A 17885-nucleotide genomic window follows, 5' to 3' on the forward strand; every position below is an offset into this window, starting at 1 on the left:
CTGGCGGGGCAGGGGCGCCGCCCCTGTCCGCCAGCCGGGCCGCCTTGCGGCCCGGCTCCGGCACCCCGCGAATTTCCCTTGTTGCGCAGCTTCGCGCGGCCCTGGACGGCGCCGCGGGACCGCGTTCGTCCCGAAGATGCGCAACAAGGCGGAATACGCCTTGCATATCCTGCTCCACGCCATCCCGGGAGATACCGAGACATGAAGACCCTGCATACCGATATCGCCATCATTGGCGCCGGCACGGCCGGCCTTGCCGCCTACCGCGCCGCGAAGGCCGCGGGCAAGCGCGCCCTCCTGATCGAAGGCGGCCCCTATGGCACGACCTGCGCCCGCGTGGGCTGCATGCCGTCCAAGCTGCTGATCGCCGCCGCTGAAGCCGCCCATGCCGCCGCGCACACGGAAGCGTTCGGCGTGCATGTCAGCGGGGACATCACCGTGGACGGCGCCGAGGTCATGGATCGCGTCAAGCGCGAACGCGACCGCTTCGTGGGCTTTGTGCTGGAAGGCGTCGAGAACATCCCCGCCGAGGACAAGCTGCGCGGATATGCCCGCTTCGTGTCCGATACGGTGCTGCGCGTCGACGAGCATGCCGAGGTGCATGCCTCGCGCGTCGTCATCGCGACGGGATCGCGTCCCTCGGTGCCGCCGCCGTTCCGGGCGTTGGGCGACCGGCTGGTGGTGAACGACGACGTGTTCGCCTGGAACGATCTGCCGCGCCGCGTGGCGGTGTTCGGGCCCGGCGTCATCGGCCTGGAGCTTGGCCAGGCGCTGTCCCGGCTGGGCGTGGAGGTGCGCGTGTTCGGCGTCAGCGGCAGCCTCGGCGGCATCAGCGATCCGCAGGTCCGCCAGACGGCGCGCAGGATCTTCCAGCGGGAGTTCTATCTGGATCCGGATGCCCGCGTGCTGGAGACCAGCCGCGTGGGCGACGAAGTGGAAGTGCGTTACGTGACGCTGGACAACAGCGAGCGCACCGAGCGTTTCGACTATGCCCTGGTGGCGACCGGCCGCCGCGCCAATGTCGACGGCCTGGGCCTGGAGAACACCTCGCTCGAATTGAATGCGCAAGGCGTGCCCGTGTTCGACCGCGACACCATGCAGGCGGGCGATTCGCCCATCTTCATCGCGGGCGACGCCAACGCCGATGCTCCCTTGCTGCACGAGGCGGCCGACGAAGGCCGCATCGCGGGCGAGAACGCGGCCCGCTATCCGGAAGTGCGCCAGGGGCTGCGCCGCGCGCCCTTGGCCGTGGTGTTCTCGGACCCGCAGATCGCCCTGGCCGGCAAGGGCCATGGACGCCTGATCCCGGGCACCTTCGTGACCGGCGAAGTGGATTTCGGCGACCAGGGGCGCTCGCGCGTCATGCTGAAGAACCGCGGCATGCTGCACGTATATGCCGACATCGAAACCGGCCGCTTCCTGGGCGCCGAAATGGTCGGACCCGGCGCGGAGCACATCGGCCATTTGCTGGCCTGGGCCGTGCAGCAGGAGCTGACCGTGGCGCGGATGCTGGAAATGCCCTTCTATCACCCCGTGATCGAAGAGGGCCTGCGCACCGCGCTGCGCGACGCCGCGGCCAAGCTGGCCAGGGCGCAGGAGGCGCTGCGCCGCGAAGCGCCGGAGAGCGAACTGGCCTGACCGCGGCCGGCGCGAGGGCAAGCAAAAAGGACTGCGTATGCATCGCGGCCCTTTTTTTTGCCTGCCGGACCGGTCAGTCGTCGGACTGCTTCTTCGGCGTGGGGAAGGGGTTCTCGCGGTACTGCAGCGTGAATCCGGCCCGTTCATCCTGGCCGAGCGCGCGCGCCAGATAGGGCATGGCCGGCTTCAGGGCCTCGTGCAGCGTCCAGGGCGGATTGATCAGGAACATGCCGCTGCCGTGCAGGCCGTAGCCGTCGATGGCCGCCTTCTTGACCGTCAGCGTGGCGTGCAGCCAGCTCTTGACCTTGAGATTCTCGAAATGGCGGGCCATTTCGCTGGCTTCGCGGCGCTGCACCAGCGGGTACCAGATGGCGATCGTGCCGGTCGCGAAGCGCTTGATGCACTCTTTGACGGTGACGAGCGTGCGGCGGTAGTCGTTCTTGTCTTCGTACGACGGGTCGATCAGCACCATGCCGCGGCGCGTGGGCGGCGGCAGCAGCGCCTTGACGCCTTCAAAGCCGTCGTCGCCGTAGATCGTGGTCTGCCGCAGCGCGGTGCGGCCCTGGTGCTCGAGATTGGAAACCAGCGTGTCGATCTCGGTGGGGTGCATTTCAAAGAGGCGCAGCCGGTCCGAGGGGCGCATGGCGTCCAGCGCCAGCCAGGGCGAGCCGGGGTAGCGCTTCAGGCGGCCGTTGGTGTTGTAGGCGCGGATGCGCGCCACGTAGTCGGCCAGCAGCGGGGGCAGGTCCTCCGCCTCCCAGAGGCGTCCGATGCCGTCCACGAATTCGGAGGTCTTGGCCGCCCAGTCGCTGTCCAGGCTGTAGAGCCCGGCGCCCGCGTGGGTGTCGACGACCCAATAGGGCGCGTCCTTTCTGTTGAAGTAATCCAGCGTGTGGATCAGGATGGCGTGCTTGAGCACGTCGGCGTGGTTGCCGGCGTGGAAGGCGTGACGGTAGCTGAACACGGGGCGCTCTGCCTCAGGCGGCCGGCCGGATGGCGGCCAGCTCGTCGGTGAAAATGCCGTCGATGCCCCAGTCGAGCAGCAGGCGCGCGCGTTCCGGGTCGTTGACGGTCCAGGCCGCGATCCGGTAGCCGGCGGCATGCACGGCGTCGATCAGTTCGCGGGTCGCGTCCTTCTGGTTGATGTTCAGGGCCACGCACTCGTACTTGGCCAGCCGCTCGCGCCAGTCGGCGGGGACTTTCTCGACCAGCAGGGCGCGGGGCAGCTCGGGGGCGGCTTCGCGCGCGGCGGCGAGCGCTTCCTCGGCGAACGAAGACAGGAGCGGCGGCGTATTCGCGCCCTGCCACAACTGGCGTGCCGCCCGCGCCGTGGCGCGGCCGGTCTCGGCCTCGCGCCCCGGGCAGGGCTTGATCTCGACGTTGCTGGCGATGCCGTTGGCGACCGTATAGCGGGCGACGGCCGCGAAGGTGGGCAGCGGCTCGCCGGCGTAGGCGGCCGAGTGCCAGCTGCCGAAGTCCAGCTGGGCCAGTTCCGAGTAGGTCTTGGCGGCGGCCGGGCCGGTGCCGTTGGAGGTGCGGTCCACATTGTCGTCGTGCATCAGCACCAGCACCTTGTCGCTGCTCAGCTTGACGTCGTATTCGAACATCGTGAAACCGTGCTCGGCGCCGACGCGCATGGCGGCCAGCGTGTTCTCCGGGGCCAGCCGGCCGCCGCCGCGATGGGCGATGTAGCGGGAATAGGGCCAGGAGGGGAGTGTTGCGCTCATGGGGTGTTGCGATCAGTTCTTTGGACAGGGTTGCAAGGATACTCCTACTTCATGGGGGCCTTGCCCTGCGACACATCCATGATCATGCGCGCCGCCAGGTACAGGCGCGGCACGATGCTGTCGATCCGGACGTATTCGGCGTCGTTCGAGTGGGCGCCGAAGCCGCTCAGCCCCATGCCTTCGATCACGGGGCCGCGCGCCTTCAGGGCGGCGAAGGCGGCGTCGGTGCCGCCGCCGCTGGCTCGGTCCACCACTTTCAGCGGCAGGTCGAGCTCCTGGTAGATCTGCACGCCATGCTGCGCCAGCGCCCGGGAAGCGGTCGTGGCCTCCAGCGGCGGGCGGCGGACTTCGAACTTCATGCTGACCTTGGATTCGGGCAGCAGCTTGTTCCTGATGCCTTCCTCCAGGCTGCGCGACAGCGCGTCGAAGTCGGACACGCGCAGCGCGCGGGCGTCGGCCTGGGCGGTGGCCAGGCCCGGAATGACGTTGCGGTTGGTGCCGGCCTGGGCCACGGTCCAGTTCAGCTTCAGCCCGGCTTCCGGCTTGGACAGCTTGTCCAGCTGCAGCAGCTGGTGGGCCAGCTCGTAGAGCGCGTTCACGCCGCCTTCGGGGCGGGCGCCCGCGTGGGAGGTCTTGCCCTGCACCGTGAGATATGCCGCGCCGATGCCGCTGGTGGCGAGCGTCAGGCGGGCCTCGGCCCCGCCGCCTTCGAACGAGAAAACGGCGTCCTGATCGGAGCCCAGGCGGGTGATGGTGCTGCGCGCGCCGGGCGAACTGATTTCCTCGTCGCCGTTGATCAGCACCGTGAGGGTGCCGTAGTCCTTGAAACCCAGCTTCTGCAGCAGGGCGATCGTATGGAGGATCATCGCCACGCCGTGCTTGTCGTCGGCGATGCCGAGGCCGTAGGCCCGGTCGCCATCGATGCGGAAGGGCTGGTCCTTCAGCATGCCGTTGCGATAGACGGTGTCCATGTGGGCGATCAGCATGATCTTCTTGTCGCCCGCGCCCTTGAATTCGGCATGGACCATGGGGCCGACCTTCTCGGGCGTATCGTCCAGCCTGAAAACGTCGGTGGCCGGAATGATCTCGACCGTGCCTCCCAGCGCCTTGAAGCGGTCGCGGATCAATTCGGCGATCCGTTCCACGCCGTCGACGTCCTTGCTGCCGGATTCGATGCCGACCAGGTCGCGCATGGTGTCCAGCATGCCCTGCCGCTGCGCCTGGGCCGCCTCGTGGACGGCGGCGACCGGCGCCGCCGGCGCGGCTTGGGCCCCGCCCAGGAAGGCAATGGCGATACAGGTGCGCAGGACGTGCAGGCGGGAGAATGGGAGCGGCATCGGCGGTGGCCTCTGTGTGGGGGGGAGGAGCCCGTGGGGCTCGGACTGGGGCAAACCCTGATAGCGACGATACGGGGCGCGCAGGGCCTCGGAAATGGTGATTCCCCGGGTTGACGGCGCCTCGATTCCGTGCGGGTCCGGGCCCGCCGGGCCCCGGGCGTCTTGCGGGCTCCCGGACGAATGAGAAATGCTAAAATCCGCCCGCTGACCCGGTAATGACCGGTATGGGAATAGGGGCGAATCGGGTTCGCCTTTTTTTATGCGTTTTCGTGCGGCCCCGGGTGGATACCCCTGGGGCGCGGCAACAGGGATTCCATGTTCGAATTTATTCGCAGCCATCGGCGCTGGATGCAGCTCATCCTGCTGCTTCTGATCGTGCCTTCCTTCTTTCTGGTCGGGATTCAAGGCTATGAGAGCTTCATGCGAGCGGAGCCGGAGCTGGCAACGGTCGCCGGGCAGCCGGTTTCGCGCGCCGAATTTGACCAGGCGCACCGCAACCAGCTCGAACAGCTGCGCCAGAGGCTGGGCAGCCAGTTCGATCCGGCCGTCATCGACACGCCGGCGCTGCGCGAAGGCTTGCTGAACCAGCTGATCAACCAGCGTCTTCTGGCCAACGTCGCCATCGACAACCGCTTCTCGGTGTCCGACGAAACGCTGCGCAACACCATCGCCGCCATTCCGGAAGTCCAGGACAATGGCCGTTTCTCGCCCGAGCGCTACCGCCAGGTGCTGGCCGCGCAGGGCATGTCGCCCACCTCGTTCGAGGCCGGCCTGCGCCGCGACCTGGCGGTCGCCCGCGTGCTGGAGCCCATCGGACAGTCCGCCCGCGCGCCCGGTGAAGTCGTGGCTGCGCTGGAAACGGCGCTGACGCAGCAGCGCACGGTGCAGCTGCGCCGCTTCGCCGCCGCGGACTACCGCTCGCAGGTCAGCGTCACGCCGGCCGACATCCAGTCCTGGTACGACGCGAACAAGCAGCAACTGCAGATCCCCGAGCAGGTCCAGGTGCAGTACCTGGTGCTGGACGAAGCCGCCGCCACGCAGGGCGTGCAGGTCAAGGACGAAGACCTGGCCTCGTACTACGAGCAGAACAAGAACCGCTTTGGCCAGCCCGAGCGCCGCCGCGCCAGCCACATCATGATCGAGCTGGCGCCGGGCGCCTCGGAAGACGCCCGCAAGGCCGCGCGCGCCAAGGCCGAGGACCTCGCCAGGCAGGCTGCCGCCGATCCGGCGCAGTTCGCCGAACTGGCGCGCAAGCATTCGCAGGACGCGGGCTCGGCCGCCAACGGCGGCGACCTGGGCTGGCTTGCTCCCGGCATGCTGTCCGGTCCGCTCGAGAAGGCCATCTTCGCCCAGTCCAAGGACCAGGTGTCCGGCGTGATCGAAAGCCCGTCCGGCCTGCACATCGTGAAGGTCACCGAGATCCAGCCCGCCGCCGTCAAGCCCCTGGCCGAGGTCAAGGACCAGATCACCGCCGAAGTCCGCAAGCAGTTGGCCGCCGTGCGTTTCTCGGAAATGGCCAGCCAGCTGAACAAGCAGGTCTACGACAAGCGCGACAGCCTGCAGCCCGCCGCCGACGCCGTCGGCCTGAAGCTGCGCACCGCCTCCGGCGTGACCCGCGAAGGCCTGCTGCCCGCCGACAAGGCCGGCCCGGGCTCCGCCGCCGACAGCCCCGACGCGGCGCTGTTGGACAACCCACGCGTGCGCCAGGTGCTGTTTTCGTCCGACGTCCTGCGCGAGAAGCAGAACTCCGGCGTGATCGAGCTGTCGCCCGACACGATGCTGGCCGTGCGCGTCGCCGCCGTCGAGCCCGCTCACGTGCCCGCGCTGGACAAGGTGACCGATTCGATCCGCGCCAGGCTGCTGGACGAGCGTTCGGCCGAAGCCGCCCGGAAGGCCGGCGAAGCGGCCCTGGCGGCCGACAAGGCCAATCCGGCTGGCACGCCGGAAGGTTTCTCGGAACCCGTGACCGTCGCGCGCCAGGATCCCAAGAATCTGCCGCGCCCGGTGCTGGATGCCGTCATGCGCCTGCCCGCAAGCACGCTGCCCGCATACACGGGCGTGCAGTCGGGCTCCGATTACACGCTGGTGCGCCTGGAGAAGGTCGAGGCCGGCAAGGTCGATCCGGCCGACAAGGAGCGCCTGGCGCAGCAGCTGTCGGGCGCATGGGGCCAGGCCGAAAACGAAGCCATGATCCGCATGCTGCGCGAAGAGTACAAGGTGCAGGTGCTGCCCGCCGCTGCCGAGGTCATCCGCGGCGATCAGCCGGCTGCCGGCTGATCAGGCGGAAGTCAGTTCAACAGGGGCCGCAGGGTCGGCCACACGTTGTCCAGCAAGAGCGGCTGGGCATCCTCGTTCGGATGGATGCCGTCGGCCTGGAACATCGCCCGGTTCGTTGCGATACCTTCCATCAGGAAGGGCACGAGCCGGGCGTTTTCGTCTTTGGCGACAGTGGGGAACACCTGGGCGAAGCGCTGCGTATAGTCCCGTCCGTAATTGGGCGGAATCTGCATGCCGACGATCAGGACCTGCGCGTCGGCCTTGCGGGCGGCCTGCGCCATGGTGCGCAGGTTCTGTTCGGTCATGGACAGCGGCAGGCCGCGCAAGGCGTCGTTCGAGCCCAGTTCCAGCACCACCACGGCGGGCGCGTGCTGGCGCAGCAGCGCAGGCAGGCGGGCAACGCCGCCGCTGGTCGTGTCGCCGCTGATGCTGGCGTTGACGACCTGGTACTTGGGGTATTGTTCCGATACCCGGGCGGACAGCAGCGGCACCCAGCCGGTGCCGCGCTTGATGCCGTATTCGGCCGACAGGCTGTCGCCCAGGACCAGCACGGTGCGCGGCGCGGAACCCTGGGCCGCCGCGGCGGTCTGAGCGTGGGCGGGAGCCACGATGGCGATCGCCAGCGCGGGAACAAGAAGCAGACGGGATAATAGGCGCATGGATAGCAAGAATTCGATCGAGGTGAAAGGGCTGGGCAAGCGGGTGGCCGACGCCGGCGGGACGCTGTCTATCCTGGAAGGAATAGATTTTACGGTCGAGGCCGGCAGCGCGGTGGCCATCACCGGCAGCTCCGGTTCGGGCAAGTCCACCTTGCTGGGACTGCTGGCGGGGCTGGATGTTCCCAGCACCGGCAGCGTGCGCCTGGCCGGCCAGGACCTGTTCGCCCTGGACGAGGACGGCCGCGCGCGCCTGCGCGCCAATCATGTGGGGTTCGTGTTCCAGTCGTTCCAGCTGCTGCCCAACCTGACCGCGCTGGAGAACGTGATGCTGCCGCTGGAGCTGGCCGGGCAGCCCGCGCGCGGCGCCGCGCAGGCCATGCTGGAGCGGGTGGGGCTGGGGGCGCGGCTGCATCATTACCCGCGCACCCTGTCTGGCGGGGAACAGCAGCGCGTGTCGCTTGCCCGCGCCTTCGTGGTGCAGCCGGACCTGCTATTCGCCGATGAGCCCACGGGCAGCCTCGACGCCGCCACGGGCGTGAGGGTGATAGACCTGATGTTCGACCTGCATCGCGAGCACGGCACCACGCTGGTGCTGGTGACCCACGATCCCCAGCTGGCCGCCCGTTGCGGGCGCCAACTGGTGCTGGCCGCGGGCAGGATGGTCGACGGCGCCTGAAGCCATTCCAACGGATCGCCTGTTCGAACGGCCTGCGCAAGAATGGCCGGCCCCGCCGCCGGGGAGCTTCTTTTATTTGGATTTCGCGACGGCCTGGTTCCAGGCCGCCACCACCGCTTCATACTCGGTGGCCGCGGCTTCCTGGCTGACGGGGAAGATCTTGATGGTCTTCAGGTCGGGCAGGGTGGTCAGGCTGGCCACGGCGACGTCCGTGCGCGTCGGGCGGCGGAAGTTCTTCACCAGCTGGGACTCCTGCGATTCCTTGCTCAACAGGCCGTCGTACAGGGCCTTGGCGGCATCCATGTTCTTCGCGCCCTTGATGATGAACATGCCTTCGGGCGCCAGGTAGCTGCCCTCGGTCGGGTAGACCAGCTTGATCTCCTTCTGGCCGCCGGCCACGTATTCCTGCGCGGCGTATTCCAGCGTCATGCCCACGGCGTACTCGCCCGCGGCCACGCCCTTGTAAGTGGTGCCCGAGGACGCCGTGACCACGGCGTTGGCCGCGATCTTGTCCAGGCCTTCCTGGCCGAACTGCTTGTACAGGCCATACACCAGCATGTAGGCGGTGCCGCTCTTGGACGGATCGGTAATGGCGAACTTGTTCTTCCATTGCGGCTGCATCAGGTCCGACCAGGTGGCCGGGGCCGGCAGGCCCTTGAGCTGCCGTTCATTGACCATCATCACCATGACGTGCACGTTCGTGCCCACCCAGAGATCGTCCGGGCCGCGGAACTCGGCCGGGATCTTGTCCAGGTCGGCCGGGCGATAGGGCTGGAGATGCTGGCGGTATGCGCCCAGCGTGCCGAAGCCGCCGCTCCAGAACAGGTCGCCGCGCGGGTTCTGCGATTCGGCCTCGATGCGCTTCATCATCGTGCCCGTGCCGCCCGTGACGGGCTGGACGTTCAGCTTGGGCGCGTGCTGCTTCACGGCTTCCAGCGCGGTTTCGATCGTCTCGGTGTTGTTGGACGAGTAGAGCACCACGTTCTGGGCATGGGCCGCGCCCGTGGCCAGGGCCGCGGCCAGGACACTGTACTGAAGAATGTGCTTGAGTTGCATGGTGAGCCTCTGTGCGAGTGGGTTATTTGCCGGAGAACAGCTTGATGCGGAACGCCTTGACCGACACGATGATGGGCAGCACGATCACCGTGACCAGGGCGGCGCCGTAGGCCGACGCCATGCCCAGCCTGCCGCCGTCCACCTGGCGGAAAATCGCGATGGGCATCGTCTCCAGGCCGCCGCTGTAGGCGACGATGGAGGCGGACAGTTCCGATATCGTCGTCAGCCACATCAGGATGGCGGCCGAGATGATCGACGCCTTCATGGCGGGCAGGACCACCTTGAAGAAGGTCATGAGCGGGGAGACGCCCAGGCTGATCGAGGCTTCCTCGATCGACTCGGGGATGTTGAACAGCACCGACGAGGCGTTGCGCACCGCGAAGGGCAGGCGCCGCACCGTGTAGCACAGCACCATGATGCCGGAGGTGCCGGCCAGCACGAGCCAGCCGGTATTGAAGGTCTGCACCAGGGCGATGCCCAGCACCGTGCCGGAGATGGTGAGCGGCAGCACCACGATGTAGTCCAGGACCTGCGTGGACGCGCTGCGTTTCTTGATCGTCAGGTAGCTGGCCAGGACCGCGAAGGCCACGCCCAGCACGGTGGCCAGGGAGGCGAACTTCAGCGAGTTCAGGATGGGCTCCGGCGCCCCGTGCAGCGCGCGCTGCATGCTGGCGATTGACCATTGCCCCCATTGCATGACCGGCCCGCTGGTCTTGGTGAAGGCCGCGATGAAGACGACGATGAGCGGCAGCAGGGAGATGAAGATCACCAGGCCCACGCCGCTGGTGTAGAGCAGGGCGGTCCAGGAGCGCACGCGCGTGGCGGCGGGCGCGCGGCCCTGTGTCATCGTGTAGACCTTGCGTTCGACCACGCGCTTCTGGAAGAACAGCACGATGGCGACGATGGCGATGGACACCACGGACATGGCGCTTTGCAGCGTGGGGCTACCGCCCATTTCGCTGACGAAGGTGTTGTAGGTCATCACCGACAGCAGGGGCACGCGGCTGCCCAGCAACATCGCCAGCGCGAAGTTGCCCACCACCAGGGTGAACACGACCAGCGCATTGACGAGCACCGCGGGCAGCAGCACCGGCACCAGCACCCGCAGCCTGGTCAGGAAAGGCGGCGTGCCCAGGCTCAGGCCCGCTTCCTCGAGCTGGCCGTCGAAGCCGCGCAGCGCGGCCAGCACGCCCAGGTAGATATAGGTGTAGTAGACGAGCGTCATGGAGAACACCATGCCCGTCCAGCCGTAGAAGGACGGCAGCGAAATGCCCGCGTCGCCCAACAGATTGGTCAGGATGCCGTTGTTGCCGAGGATCAGCAGCCAGGACTGGCCCACGATGATCTCGGGAATCACGATGGTCAGCACCGGCAGGATGGCCACCAGGTTCTTCAGCGGAAAGTCGTAGCGCGCCACCATGTAGGCGAAGGGCACGCCCACCAGCACCGTGCACGTCGTGACGGCCAGGCCCAGAATCAGGGTGTTGCCGAAGGCCTCCACGTACTGCGAGTCGGCCAGCAGGGCGCGGAACCCCTCCAGCGAGAAGCCGCCGTCCTGCCCGGTGATGCTGTTGCCAAAGAGCACGCCCAGCGGATAGAGCACGAAGAACAGCAGCAAGGCCAGGCTGATCGCGGTGAGGACGCCCCAGGGCCACCATTGGATTTTCATGGCGTGCGCGTCCTCAGGCGTTGACGACGCGGCTGTCGGCCGGGATCAGGACCTGCACGGCTTCGCCCGGCTGGAATTGCGCCACCATGTTGCCGGCGTGCAGCTCGACACGGATCTCGGAGCCGTTCGCCAGCGCGATCCGGTAGGCCGTCTTGAAGCCCAGGTACTGCCGCCGCAGCACCTTGCCCGGCAGGGTGTTGGGCACGTAGGGCGTGGGAGCCATCAGCGCGAGCTCTTCCGGCCGCGCGATCAGCATGCCGTTTTCCGCCAGTTGCGCGCTGCCCTGCACGCCGTCGAAACCCAGGCCGCAGAGTTCATAGCGGACATGGCCGGCGGGCGCGCCCGCCTGGCCGTTCCTGGCCGGGACCGGGATCACGTTGGCCGAGCCGATGAAGTCCGCCACATAGGCATTCACCGGCGTGCCGTAAAGTTCTTCCGGGGTGCCCAGCTGGGCGATGTCGCCGTGGTCCATGATCGCGATGCGGTCGGACATGGCCAGCGCTTCTTCCTGGTCGTGAGTCACGAATACGGTGGTGATGCCGGCCTCGCGCACCAGATCGAGGATCACGTCGCGCATCTGCAGGCGCATCTTGGCGTCCAGGTTGGACAGCGGTTCGTCCATCAGCAGCACGCGCGGCCGGATGACCAGCGCGCGCGCCAGGGCGACGCGCTGGCGCTGCCCGCCGCTCATCTGCGCGGGGTAGCGGTCGGCAAGCGTCAGTAATCCCACCTTGTCCAGCGCTTCGTTGACGCGCCGCGCGGTCTCGGCCCGGGCTACGCCCCGGGCGCGCAGGCCGTAGGCCACGTTGTCGAAGGCGCTCTTGTCGGGAAAGAGCGCGTAGTCCTGGAACACCATGCCGATGTCGCGGCGGTGGGCGGACACGTGGGTCACGTCGTCCTGGTCGAACAGCAGGCGGCCGGCGTCGGGCGCGTAGAAGCCGGCAATGCAGCGCAGCAAAGTGGTCTTGCCGCAGCCGCTGGGGCCCAGCAGCGTATAGAACGCGCCGTCCGGGATGCGCAGGGACAGGTTGCGCAGCACGTGCTGCCCGCCGAAGGTCTTGACGATGCCGTCTACCGTGATTGATGCCATGTTGGGTTCCTGCCTGAGATTGTCGGCATCATAGGAACCGGCCCGCCGGGCGACCAGCAGTGTTTTTTAAGGCGTGGCGTTAGATTTTCTAAGAGGTCGGCGGCATGCCTATCCCCTAGAATGCGGCTGGATATGGCGCGCGCGGCAAGCGGCGCGCCGACAATAACTAGACGACAAGGGTAAACGTGGGAAAGAGCAGCGCAGCATGGCGCCAGGCGCGCGCCTGGCCCGGCTTCAACTGAGATGGCGGGCCCCAGCCTGCCGCCGCTGAAGGCCTTGCGGGTATTCGAAGCCGCGGCGCGCCTGCGCAGTTTCACGGCGGCGGCCGACGAGTTGAGCATTACGCATAGCGCGGTCAGCCAGCAGATCCGCATTCTCGAAGAGTATGTGGGGCAGCCCCTGTTCGCGCGCGAGGCGCGTGGCGTGGCGCTGCTGCCTTGCGCCCAGGCGTATTTCCCGGAGGTGCAGGCAAGCCTGGAACGCATCGCGGCGGCTACCGCCAAGCTGAGATCGCCTGCGTATGGCGGCGTGCTGCGGGTCTGCGCAACTCCGTCCCTCACCATGAAATGGCTGATTCCGCGGCTGTCGGCCTTTCAGGCGCGGCACCCGGGCATCGACGTGCAGTTGACCACGCAAGGGCGCCCCTTCCTGGACCGCGGCGGCGACGCCGGCAGCGACGTGTTGATCCGCCATGGCTACATGGCGCATTCCGAGCTGGCCTGCGTGCACTGCCTGGACGATTTCCATGTGCCGGTGGCGTCGCCGCGCTTCATCGAACGCAACCGTCTGGCCGCGCCGGCGGACTGCCTGGGGCATCCGCTGCTGAAGACCGCCGGTGGCATGGATCATTGGCCGCGCTGGTTCGCGCTGGCGAAGGTGGACGTGCCCGCGCAATTGCCCGGCCCGGTCTTCGACCATCAATTTCTGTGCATGCAGGCCGCCATGAACGACCTGGGCATCGCGCTTGCCCCGTGGTGCCTGCTGGACGACGACATCCGCGCCGACCGGCTGCGCCCGCTGTTCGCGGCGCCGCAGCTGCCCAACGCCGGGATCCATGCGCTGTACCGGCCGGAAGGCCCGGCCGCGGCCTCGGCGCAATTGTTCATCGACTGGCTCTGCGCGCAAGGGCGCGAGCCGTCCCAACCTGGATAGACAAGAGGACTTACCATGCTGCTGCCCACGACGATTCCCGGCCTGCAATGGCGCGGCATCGAGCCGCCGCTCGCGCTGTCGGACTACAAGCTCATCGCGTTCGACATGGACTCGACCCTGATCTCGATCGAAACGCTGGACGAGATGGCGGACCTGGTGGGCAAGAAGGCCGAAGTGGCGGCGCTGACCGAGGCCGCCATGCGCGGCGAGATCGTGGATTACAAGCAGAGCCTGCGAGAGCGGGTGGCCCTGCTGGCCGGCATGCCGGAGGCGGCGCTGGACGAGGTCTACGAACGGCGGCTGCGCATCAACCCCGGCGCCGAGGCGCTGATCGCGGCCTGCAAGGCCGCCGGCCTGAGATGCCTGCTGGTGACGGGCGGCTTTACCTGCTTCACGGACAGGCTGCGCGCGCGCCTGGGCCTGGACGACGTGCGCGCCAACGTGCTGGAGGTGCGCGACGGCCGCCTGACGGGCCGGCTGCTGCCCCAGCCGTGGGGCGATATCTGCGACGGCGAGGAGAAGCGCCGCAAGCTGCTGGAAGTGTGCGCGTCGCTGGGGACGGGGCCGGAGCGCGCCATCGCGGTGGGCGACGGCGCCAACGACCTGCCGATGATGCGCGCCGCGGGGCTGTCGGTGGGCTACCGGGCCAAGCCGGCCGTGCGCCAGGAAGTCAATGTGGCGATCGACGAGGGCGGCCTGGACCGCCTGTTGGAACTGTTTTGAGCGGACGCCGGGGCCGAGACCGCCAGCCCCCCGTTATCGGGGCCGCCGGGTAATCGTTTTCCCGAAATATAGTTCGTCGGGACGACGCCGTAATCATAGGGGAGGAAGGTGCGTCCGCCTTCCGGACTCGACCTATGACAAGGAGTCGTCATGACTATTCAGGCTTTGACGCGTGCGTTGTCTGTGCTCACTCTACTTGTTCCCGTCGCCGCCGGTGCCCACGGCGGTTCGATCCGCTTCTCCGGCGCGATCGTGCAGCCTGCGGAGTGCAAGGCGGAGATGAAGGGCAACACTGCGCGTAGCGGCAGTCCGCGCGCAAGATGCCGGGAAATTGCCGGTCAGCCGGCGATACCCGCAGAAGCGCGCGTCCAGGTCAGTACGAGGGCCTCCTCGTCGGCGCGGGGGCCGGACGGCGGCCCGCGCCGTCACCTCGTCGTGACGCTGGAATACCGCTGACGCGGCTGGCGCCCATCAGAGCAGCCCACGGATCTCCACCGCCGGATCGACGTCGGCGTCGTAGTCCACGCCGTCGATCTCGAACCCGAACAGGCGCAGGAACTCCCGCTTGTAGCCGGCGAAGTCCGTCATCTGGTAGACGTTCTCGCTCGACACCTGGCCCCACAGGGCCTGCACGCGGGCCTGCACCTCGGGATCGAGTTCCTTGCGGTCCGCGCGCAGCCGGCCTTCCTGATCCAGGATCGGCGCCGCGCCGCAAATGCTGTCGCGGTACAGGCCATAGACCTGTTCGATGCAGCCTTCGTGCGTGCCTTGCTCCTTCATGATCTTGAAGAGCAGCGACAGGTAGAGCGGCATCATCGGGATCGCCGAGCTGGCCTGCGTGACCACCGCCTTCAACACGGAAACGCGGGCGTCTCCGCCGCGCGCGGCCAGCTTGGCGCGAATGTCCAGCACCTTCTGGTCCAGGTCTTTCTTGGCCGCGCCGATCGAGCCGTTCCAATAGATGTCGTGGGTGATCTTCTCGCCCAGGTAGGTGAAGGCCGTCGTCGTGGCGCCTTCGGCCAGCACGCCGGCCTCCAGCAAGGCATCGATCCACATCTGCCAGTCCTCGCCGCCCATGACCGCGACGGTGGCGTCGATCTCGGCCTGGGTGGCGGGCTCCAGCACGGATTCCCTCACCACTTCGCGGTCGGTGTCCAGGCCGCGCAGGCTGACCGCGCCGCCGATGGGCTTGAGCGTCGAGTTGAAGACTTCCCCGGTCTTCGGGTGCGTGCGCCGCGGCGCGGCCAGGCTGTATACCACCTGGTCGACCTGGCCCAGGTCGCGCTTGATCGCCTCGATGGTCTTGCGCTTGATCTCGTCGGAGAAGGCGTCGCCATTGATGCTCTTGGCGTACCGCCCCGCGGCCTGCGCCTGTTCGTGGAAGGCGGCCGTGTTGTACCAGCCCGCGGTGCCGGGCTTGCCGCCCTCGGGCGGGCGCTCGAAGAACACGCCCAGGGTCTGCGCGCCACAGGCGAACGCCGCGCTGATGCGCGCCGCCAGCCCGTAGCCTGTCGATGCGCCCAGCACCAGGACGCGCTTGGGGCCTCCGGCTATCGGGCCTTGCGCCTCGACGTAGTCGATCTGGTTCTTGACGTTGGCGGCGCAGCCGACGGGGTGGGTGGTTACGCAGATGAAGCCGCGCACACGGGGCTTGATGATCATGAGGGCCTCGATTCGGGGGATGCCGGGGGAGGAGCCCTCGCGGCAAAGCGCAAGGGCGACCCGCATTGTACGGGAGGCGCCCGGGAGCGCCCCTCCGTGGCGGTTCAGCGGGCGCGGACGTCCGCCAGGGGAGCGGCGGGCGCGCGGCCGCGGCGCCATTCCACCACGCCGATGCATATGCCGCTGGCGCAGATGATCGCGATGCCGAGCCAGGTCAGGGCGTCCGGGAAATGGCCCCATACCAGCCAGCCCACGGAAGTGGCGCTGATGATCTGCAGATAGACGAACGGCGCCAGCGTGGAGGCGGGCGCCCGACGGTAGGCCGCGATCTGGAACAGATGGCCGAGGCCGCCGGTGATGCCGGTGGAAATCAGCACGATCCAGTCCAGCGGCGCCAGCGCCCGCAGCACGGGCAGGGCGGGCGGCAGGATGAAGGGCAGCGCGATCGTCAGGAAGACGGTGCCCACGGCGCCGCTCCAGATCAGCGAAGTGAAGGGATCGTCGCCGGCCACGCGCCGCGTGGCGATGAACTGCACGGCGAAGCAGCAGGCCGTGATCAGGCCGAAGATCGTGCCGACGGGATGCAGGCCGCCGCCGGGACGGATCACGATGACCACGCCGATGAAGGCGACGCCGGCGGCGACGAAGCGCGAGAGGCGCGCCGGTTCCTTGAGGACCCAAGGCGCGGCGGACAGCACCAGCAGAGGCGCCAGGAAGTTGATGGCGGTGGCCTCGGCCTGCGGGATGTAGCTCAGCGTGGTGAAGAACATCAGCGTGGCCAGGAACATCGAGCCGCCGCGGATGACCTGCTCGCGCGGCTTGTTGCTGCGCAATATCCGCAGCCCGCGCGCGGGGAGCACCAGCGCCAGCACCAGCGCCAGGTGCACCGCATAGCGGAACCACGAGAGCACCAGGAGCGGCACGCCTTCGTTCATGACCCACTTGCCGCTGGCGTCCAGACAGGACAGGGTCCACATCGACAGCACCAGCAGCAGCACCCCGAGCATCGGGCCGCGTGCGGCGGGCGCGCCGGAGCGCGTGCGACCGTTATCGGCCGGGGTCATCGGAAAACTCCTTATTTTGGGGCCCTGTTCCCGGGGATCGGCAGGCGGCTGACATGATACGCTCATCGAGCCGGGGGAACAGGCTCATGATCGAATTACGCAACATAGAAACTTTTTTCTGGGTGGCCACGCTGGGCAGCTTCCGCGCGGCGTCGGAAAAGCTCAACACCACGCAGCCCGCGGTATCGCAACGCATCGCCTCGCTGGAGGCAGACCTGGGCGTGCGCCTGTTCGAGCGCGAGGCGCGCGGCGTCAAGCTGACGGGCAAGGGGCACGAACTGCTGTCGCACGCCGAACGCATGCTGCAGGTGCGGCGCGACATGTTCGAGGCCGCCCGCGAGCAGAACGTCATGACCGGCACGGTGCGCATCGGCGTGGCCGAGACCATCGTGCAGACCTGGCTCCCCACGCTGATCGAACTGATCCATACGACATATCCCGCGCTGGTGCTGGAGATCGAAGTGGACACCACGCACGTGCTGCGCTCCCACCTGATGTCGCGCCAGATCGACCTGGCCTTCCTGATGGGGCCGGTGCTCGAAGCCCGGGTCGAGAACCTGCCCCTGTGCACGTATCCGCTGGCCTGGGTGGCCAGCCCCATGCTGGACCTGGGCCCGGAGCCGCTGACCCTGGAGCGGATCGGCAAGCTGCCCATCATTACCTATCCGTCCAATAGCGCGCCTTACCGCGTCGTGCGCGACATGCTGACGCGGGCCGGCGTGGCCTCGCCGCGCATGTACGGCAGCGCGTCCATGTCGATGGTGGTGCGCATGACACAGGATGGAATAGGCACGAGCGTCATCGCGCCGGTGTTCCTGGGCAAGGAGCTGGCCCGGGGCGAGTTGCGCATTCTGAGGGTGGAGGCGGATCCCTTGCCGGAACTGAGCTTCACGGCGACCTGGGTGCAGGGCCCGGACAGCCACGCGGTGCGGCTCATCGCGCAGATGGCGCAGAAGGTCGCCGCCCAGGCCGGGAACGGCACGCCCTGCTAGCGGCCTCGCAGAGGCGGTTCGCCGGCTCCGCGTCCCTAGGTGTTTTCCCCAGCAGACAGTGTCCCTTTTTTTATGCCGACCCGTCCCCAAGAGCAGGAAAACGCTTCTTCGGCTGCCCGCAAAGCCGCGCCGCCACGTCGTTTGGCGAAAATGCCGCGCGTTG

At 67.9% G+C, this 17885-nt stretch carries 16 protein-coding genes; 7 read left to right on the top strand and 9 right to left on the bottom strand.

All coding sequences use genetic code 11. The features are described from left to right. The first annotated feature begins 201 nt into the window (after positions 1 to 201). Positions 202 to 1638, top strand: a complete 1437-nt coding sequence (locus tag ACN6PJ_RS01740; protein WP_427994169.1) for a dihydrolipoyl dehydrogenase — start codon at positions 202 to 204, stop codon at positions 1636 to 1638. 73 nt (positions 1639 to 1711) lie between these two features. Here the strand turns inward: ACN6PJ_RS01740 and ACN6PJ_RS01745 are convergent, their stop codons facing one another. From ACN6PJ_RS01745 to ACN6PJ_RS01755, 3 genes are read right to left on the bottom strand one after another with little or no spacing between them, the layout of a single operon-like run. After that, a complete protein-coding gene (locus ACN6PJ_RS01745; RefSeq protein ID WP_427994170.1) occupies positions 1712 to 2602 on the bottom strand; it encodes a 23S rRNA (adenine(2030)-N(6))-methyltransferase RlmJ in 891 nt (296 codons plus the stop codon). 13 nt (positions 2603 to 2615) lie between these two features. Continuing rightward, positions 2616 to 3365 (bottom strand): glycerophosphodiester phosphodiesterase, encoded by a 750-nt coding sequence (gene ugpQ, locus ACN6PJ_RS01750; RefSeq protein ID WP_427994171.1) that lies wholly within the window; start codon positions 3363 to 3365, stop codon positions 2616 to 2618. Between the two features lie 44 nt (positions 3366 to 3409). Beyond that, positions 3410 to 4702 carry a M20/M25/M40 family metallo-hydrolase gene (locus tag ACN6PJ_RS01755; protein WP_427994172.1) on the bottom strand — a complete coding sequence of 431 codons (1293 nt, stop codon included), beginning with the start codon at positions 4700 to 4702 and terminating at the stop codon, positions 3410 to 3412. Positions 4703 to 5017: 315 nt separating this feature from the next. On the opposite strand from ACN6PJ_RS01755, the gene ACN6PJ_RS01760 reads away from it, so the two are divergent. Continuing rightward, positions 5018 to 6979 carry a SurA N-terminal domain-containing protein gene (locus ACN6PJ_RS01760; protein WP_427994173.1) on the top strand — a complete coding sequence of 654 codons (1962 nt, stop codon included), beginning with the start codon at positions 5018 to 5020 and terminating at the stop codon, positions 6977 to 6979. An 11-nt stretch (positions 6980 to 6990) separates the two neighbouring features. Here ACN6PJ_RS01760 and ACN6PJ_RS01765 read toward each other — a convergent pair whose 3' ends face one another. Next, a complete protein-coding gene (locus tag ACN6PJ_RS01765) occupies positions 6991 to 7638 on the bottom strand; it encodes an arylesterase (RefSeq protein WP_427994174.1) in 648 nt (215 codons plus the stop codon). Here ACN6PJ_RS01765 and ACN6PJ_RS01770 point away from each other — a divergent pair. Then, positions 7637 to 8314, top strand: coding sequence for an ABC transporter ATP-binding protein (locus tag ACN6PJ_RS01770; protein WP_427994175.1), 678 nt, complete (start codon positions 7637 to 7639; stop codon positions 8312 to 8314). The two genes, ACN6PJ_RS01765 and ACN6PJ_RS01770, sit on opposite strands and share 2 nt — an antisense overlap. Before the next feature lie 72 nt (positions 8315 to 8386). On the opposite strand, the gene ACN6PJ_RS01775 is transcribed toward ACN6PJ_RS01770, so the two are convergent. Genes ACN6PJ_RS01775 through ACN6PJ_RS01785 form a run of 3 tightly spaced genes read right to left on the bottom strand, consistent with a single transcriptional unit; the run spans position 8387 to position 12129 of the window. Further along, positions 8387 to 9370: an ABC transporter substrate-binding protein gene (locus tag ACN6PJ_RS01775; protein WP_427994176.1), complete on the bottom strand. Its 984-nt coding sequence runs from the start codon at positions 9368 to 9370 to the stop codon at positions 8387 to 8389. 22 nt (positions 9371 to 9392) lie between these two features. Next, a complete protein-coding gene (locus ACN6PJ_RS01780) occupies positions 9393 to 11039 on the bottom strand; it encodes an ABC transporter permease (protein ID WP_427994177.1) in 1647 nt (548 codons plus the stop codon). 13 nt (positions 11040 to 11052) lie between these two features. Continuing rightward, a complete protein-coding gene (locus ACN6PJ_RS01785) occupies positions 11053 to 12129 on the bottom strand; it encodes an ABC transporter ATP-binding protein (protein ID WP_427994178.1) in 1077 nt (358 codons plus the stop codon). Positions 12130 to 12372: 243 nt separating this feature from the next. Between ACN6PJ_RS01785 and ACN6PJ_RS01790 the strand changes: the two genes are divergently transcribed. From ACN6PJ_RS01790 to ACN6PJ_RS01800, 3 genes are all read left to right on the top strand, one after another. Then, positions 12373 to 13281 (top strand): LysR substrate-binding domain-containing protein, encoded by a 909-nt coding sequence (locus tag ACN6PJ_RS01790; RefSeq protein ID WP_427994179.1) that lies wholly within the window; start codon positions 12373 to 12375, stop codon positions 13279 to 13281. A gap of 15 nt (positions 13282 to 13296) precedes the next feature. Further along, positions 13297 to 14004, top strand: a complete 708-nt coding sequence (gene serB, locus ACN6PJ_RS01795) for a phosphoserine phosphatase SerB (protein ID WP_427994180.1) — start codon at positions 13297 to 13299, stop codon at positions 14002 to 14004. A 150-nt stretch (positions 14005 to 14154) separates the two neighbouring features. Then, on the top strand, positions 14155 to 14460 hold the full coding sequence (locus tag ACN6PJ_RS01800; RefSeq protein WP_427994181.1) for a hypothetical protein: 306 nt from the start codon (positions 14155 to 14157) through the stop codon (positions 14458 to 14460). Between the two features lie 15 nt (positions 14461 to 14475). Here the strand turns inward: ACN6PJ_RS01800 and fabV are convergent, their stop codons facing one another. Both fabV and ACN6PJ_RS01810 read right to left on the bottom strand, forming a co-directional pair. Continuing rightward, the gene (gene fabV / locus ACN6PJ_RS01805) at positions 14476 to 15666 is read right to left on the bottom strand and encodes an enoyl-ACP reductase FabV (RefSeq protein WP_427994182.1); all 1191 of its coding nucleotides are present in this window, start codon (positions 15664 to 15666) and stop codon (positions 14476 to 14478) included. A 104-nt stretch (positions 15667 to 15770) separates the two neighbouring features. Continuing rightward, complete coding sequence (locus tag ACN6PJ_RS01810) at positions 15771 to 16730, bottom strand: DMT family transporter (RefSeq protein ID WP_427994183.1); 960 nt, start codon at positions 16728 to 16730, stop codon at positions 15771 to 15773. Between the two features lie 86 nt (positions 16731 to 16816). On the opposite strand from ACN6PJ_RS01810, the gene ACN6PJ_RS01815 reads away from it, so the two are divergent. Beyond that, positions 16817 to 17722, top strand: a complete 906-nt coding sequence (locus tag ACN6PJ_RS01815; protein WP_427994184.1) for a LysR family transcriptional regulator — start codon at positions 16817 to 16819, stop codon at positions 17720 to 17722. The last annotated feature ends 163 nt before the right edge of the window (positions 17723 to 17885 follow it).

Source organism: Achromobacter sp., assembly GCF_050285585.1.
Lineage (GTDB): Bacteria > Pseudomonadota > Gammaproteobacteria > Burkholderiales > Burkholderiaceae_B > Achromobacter.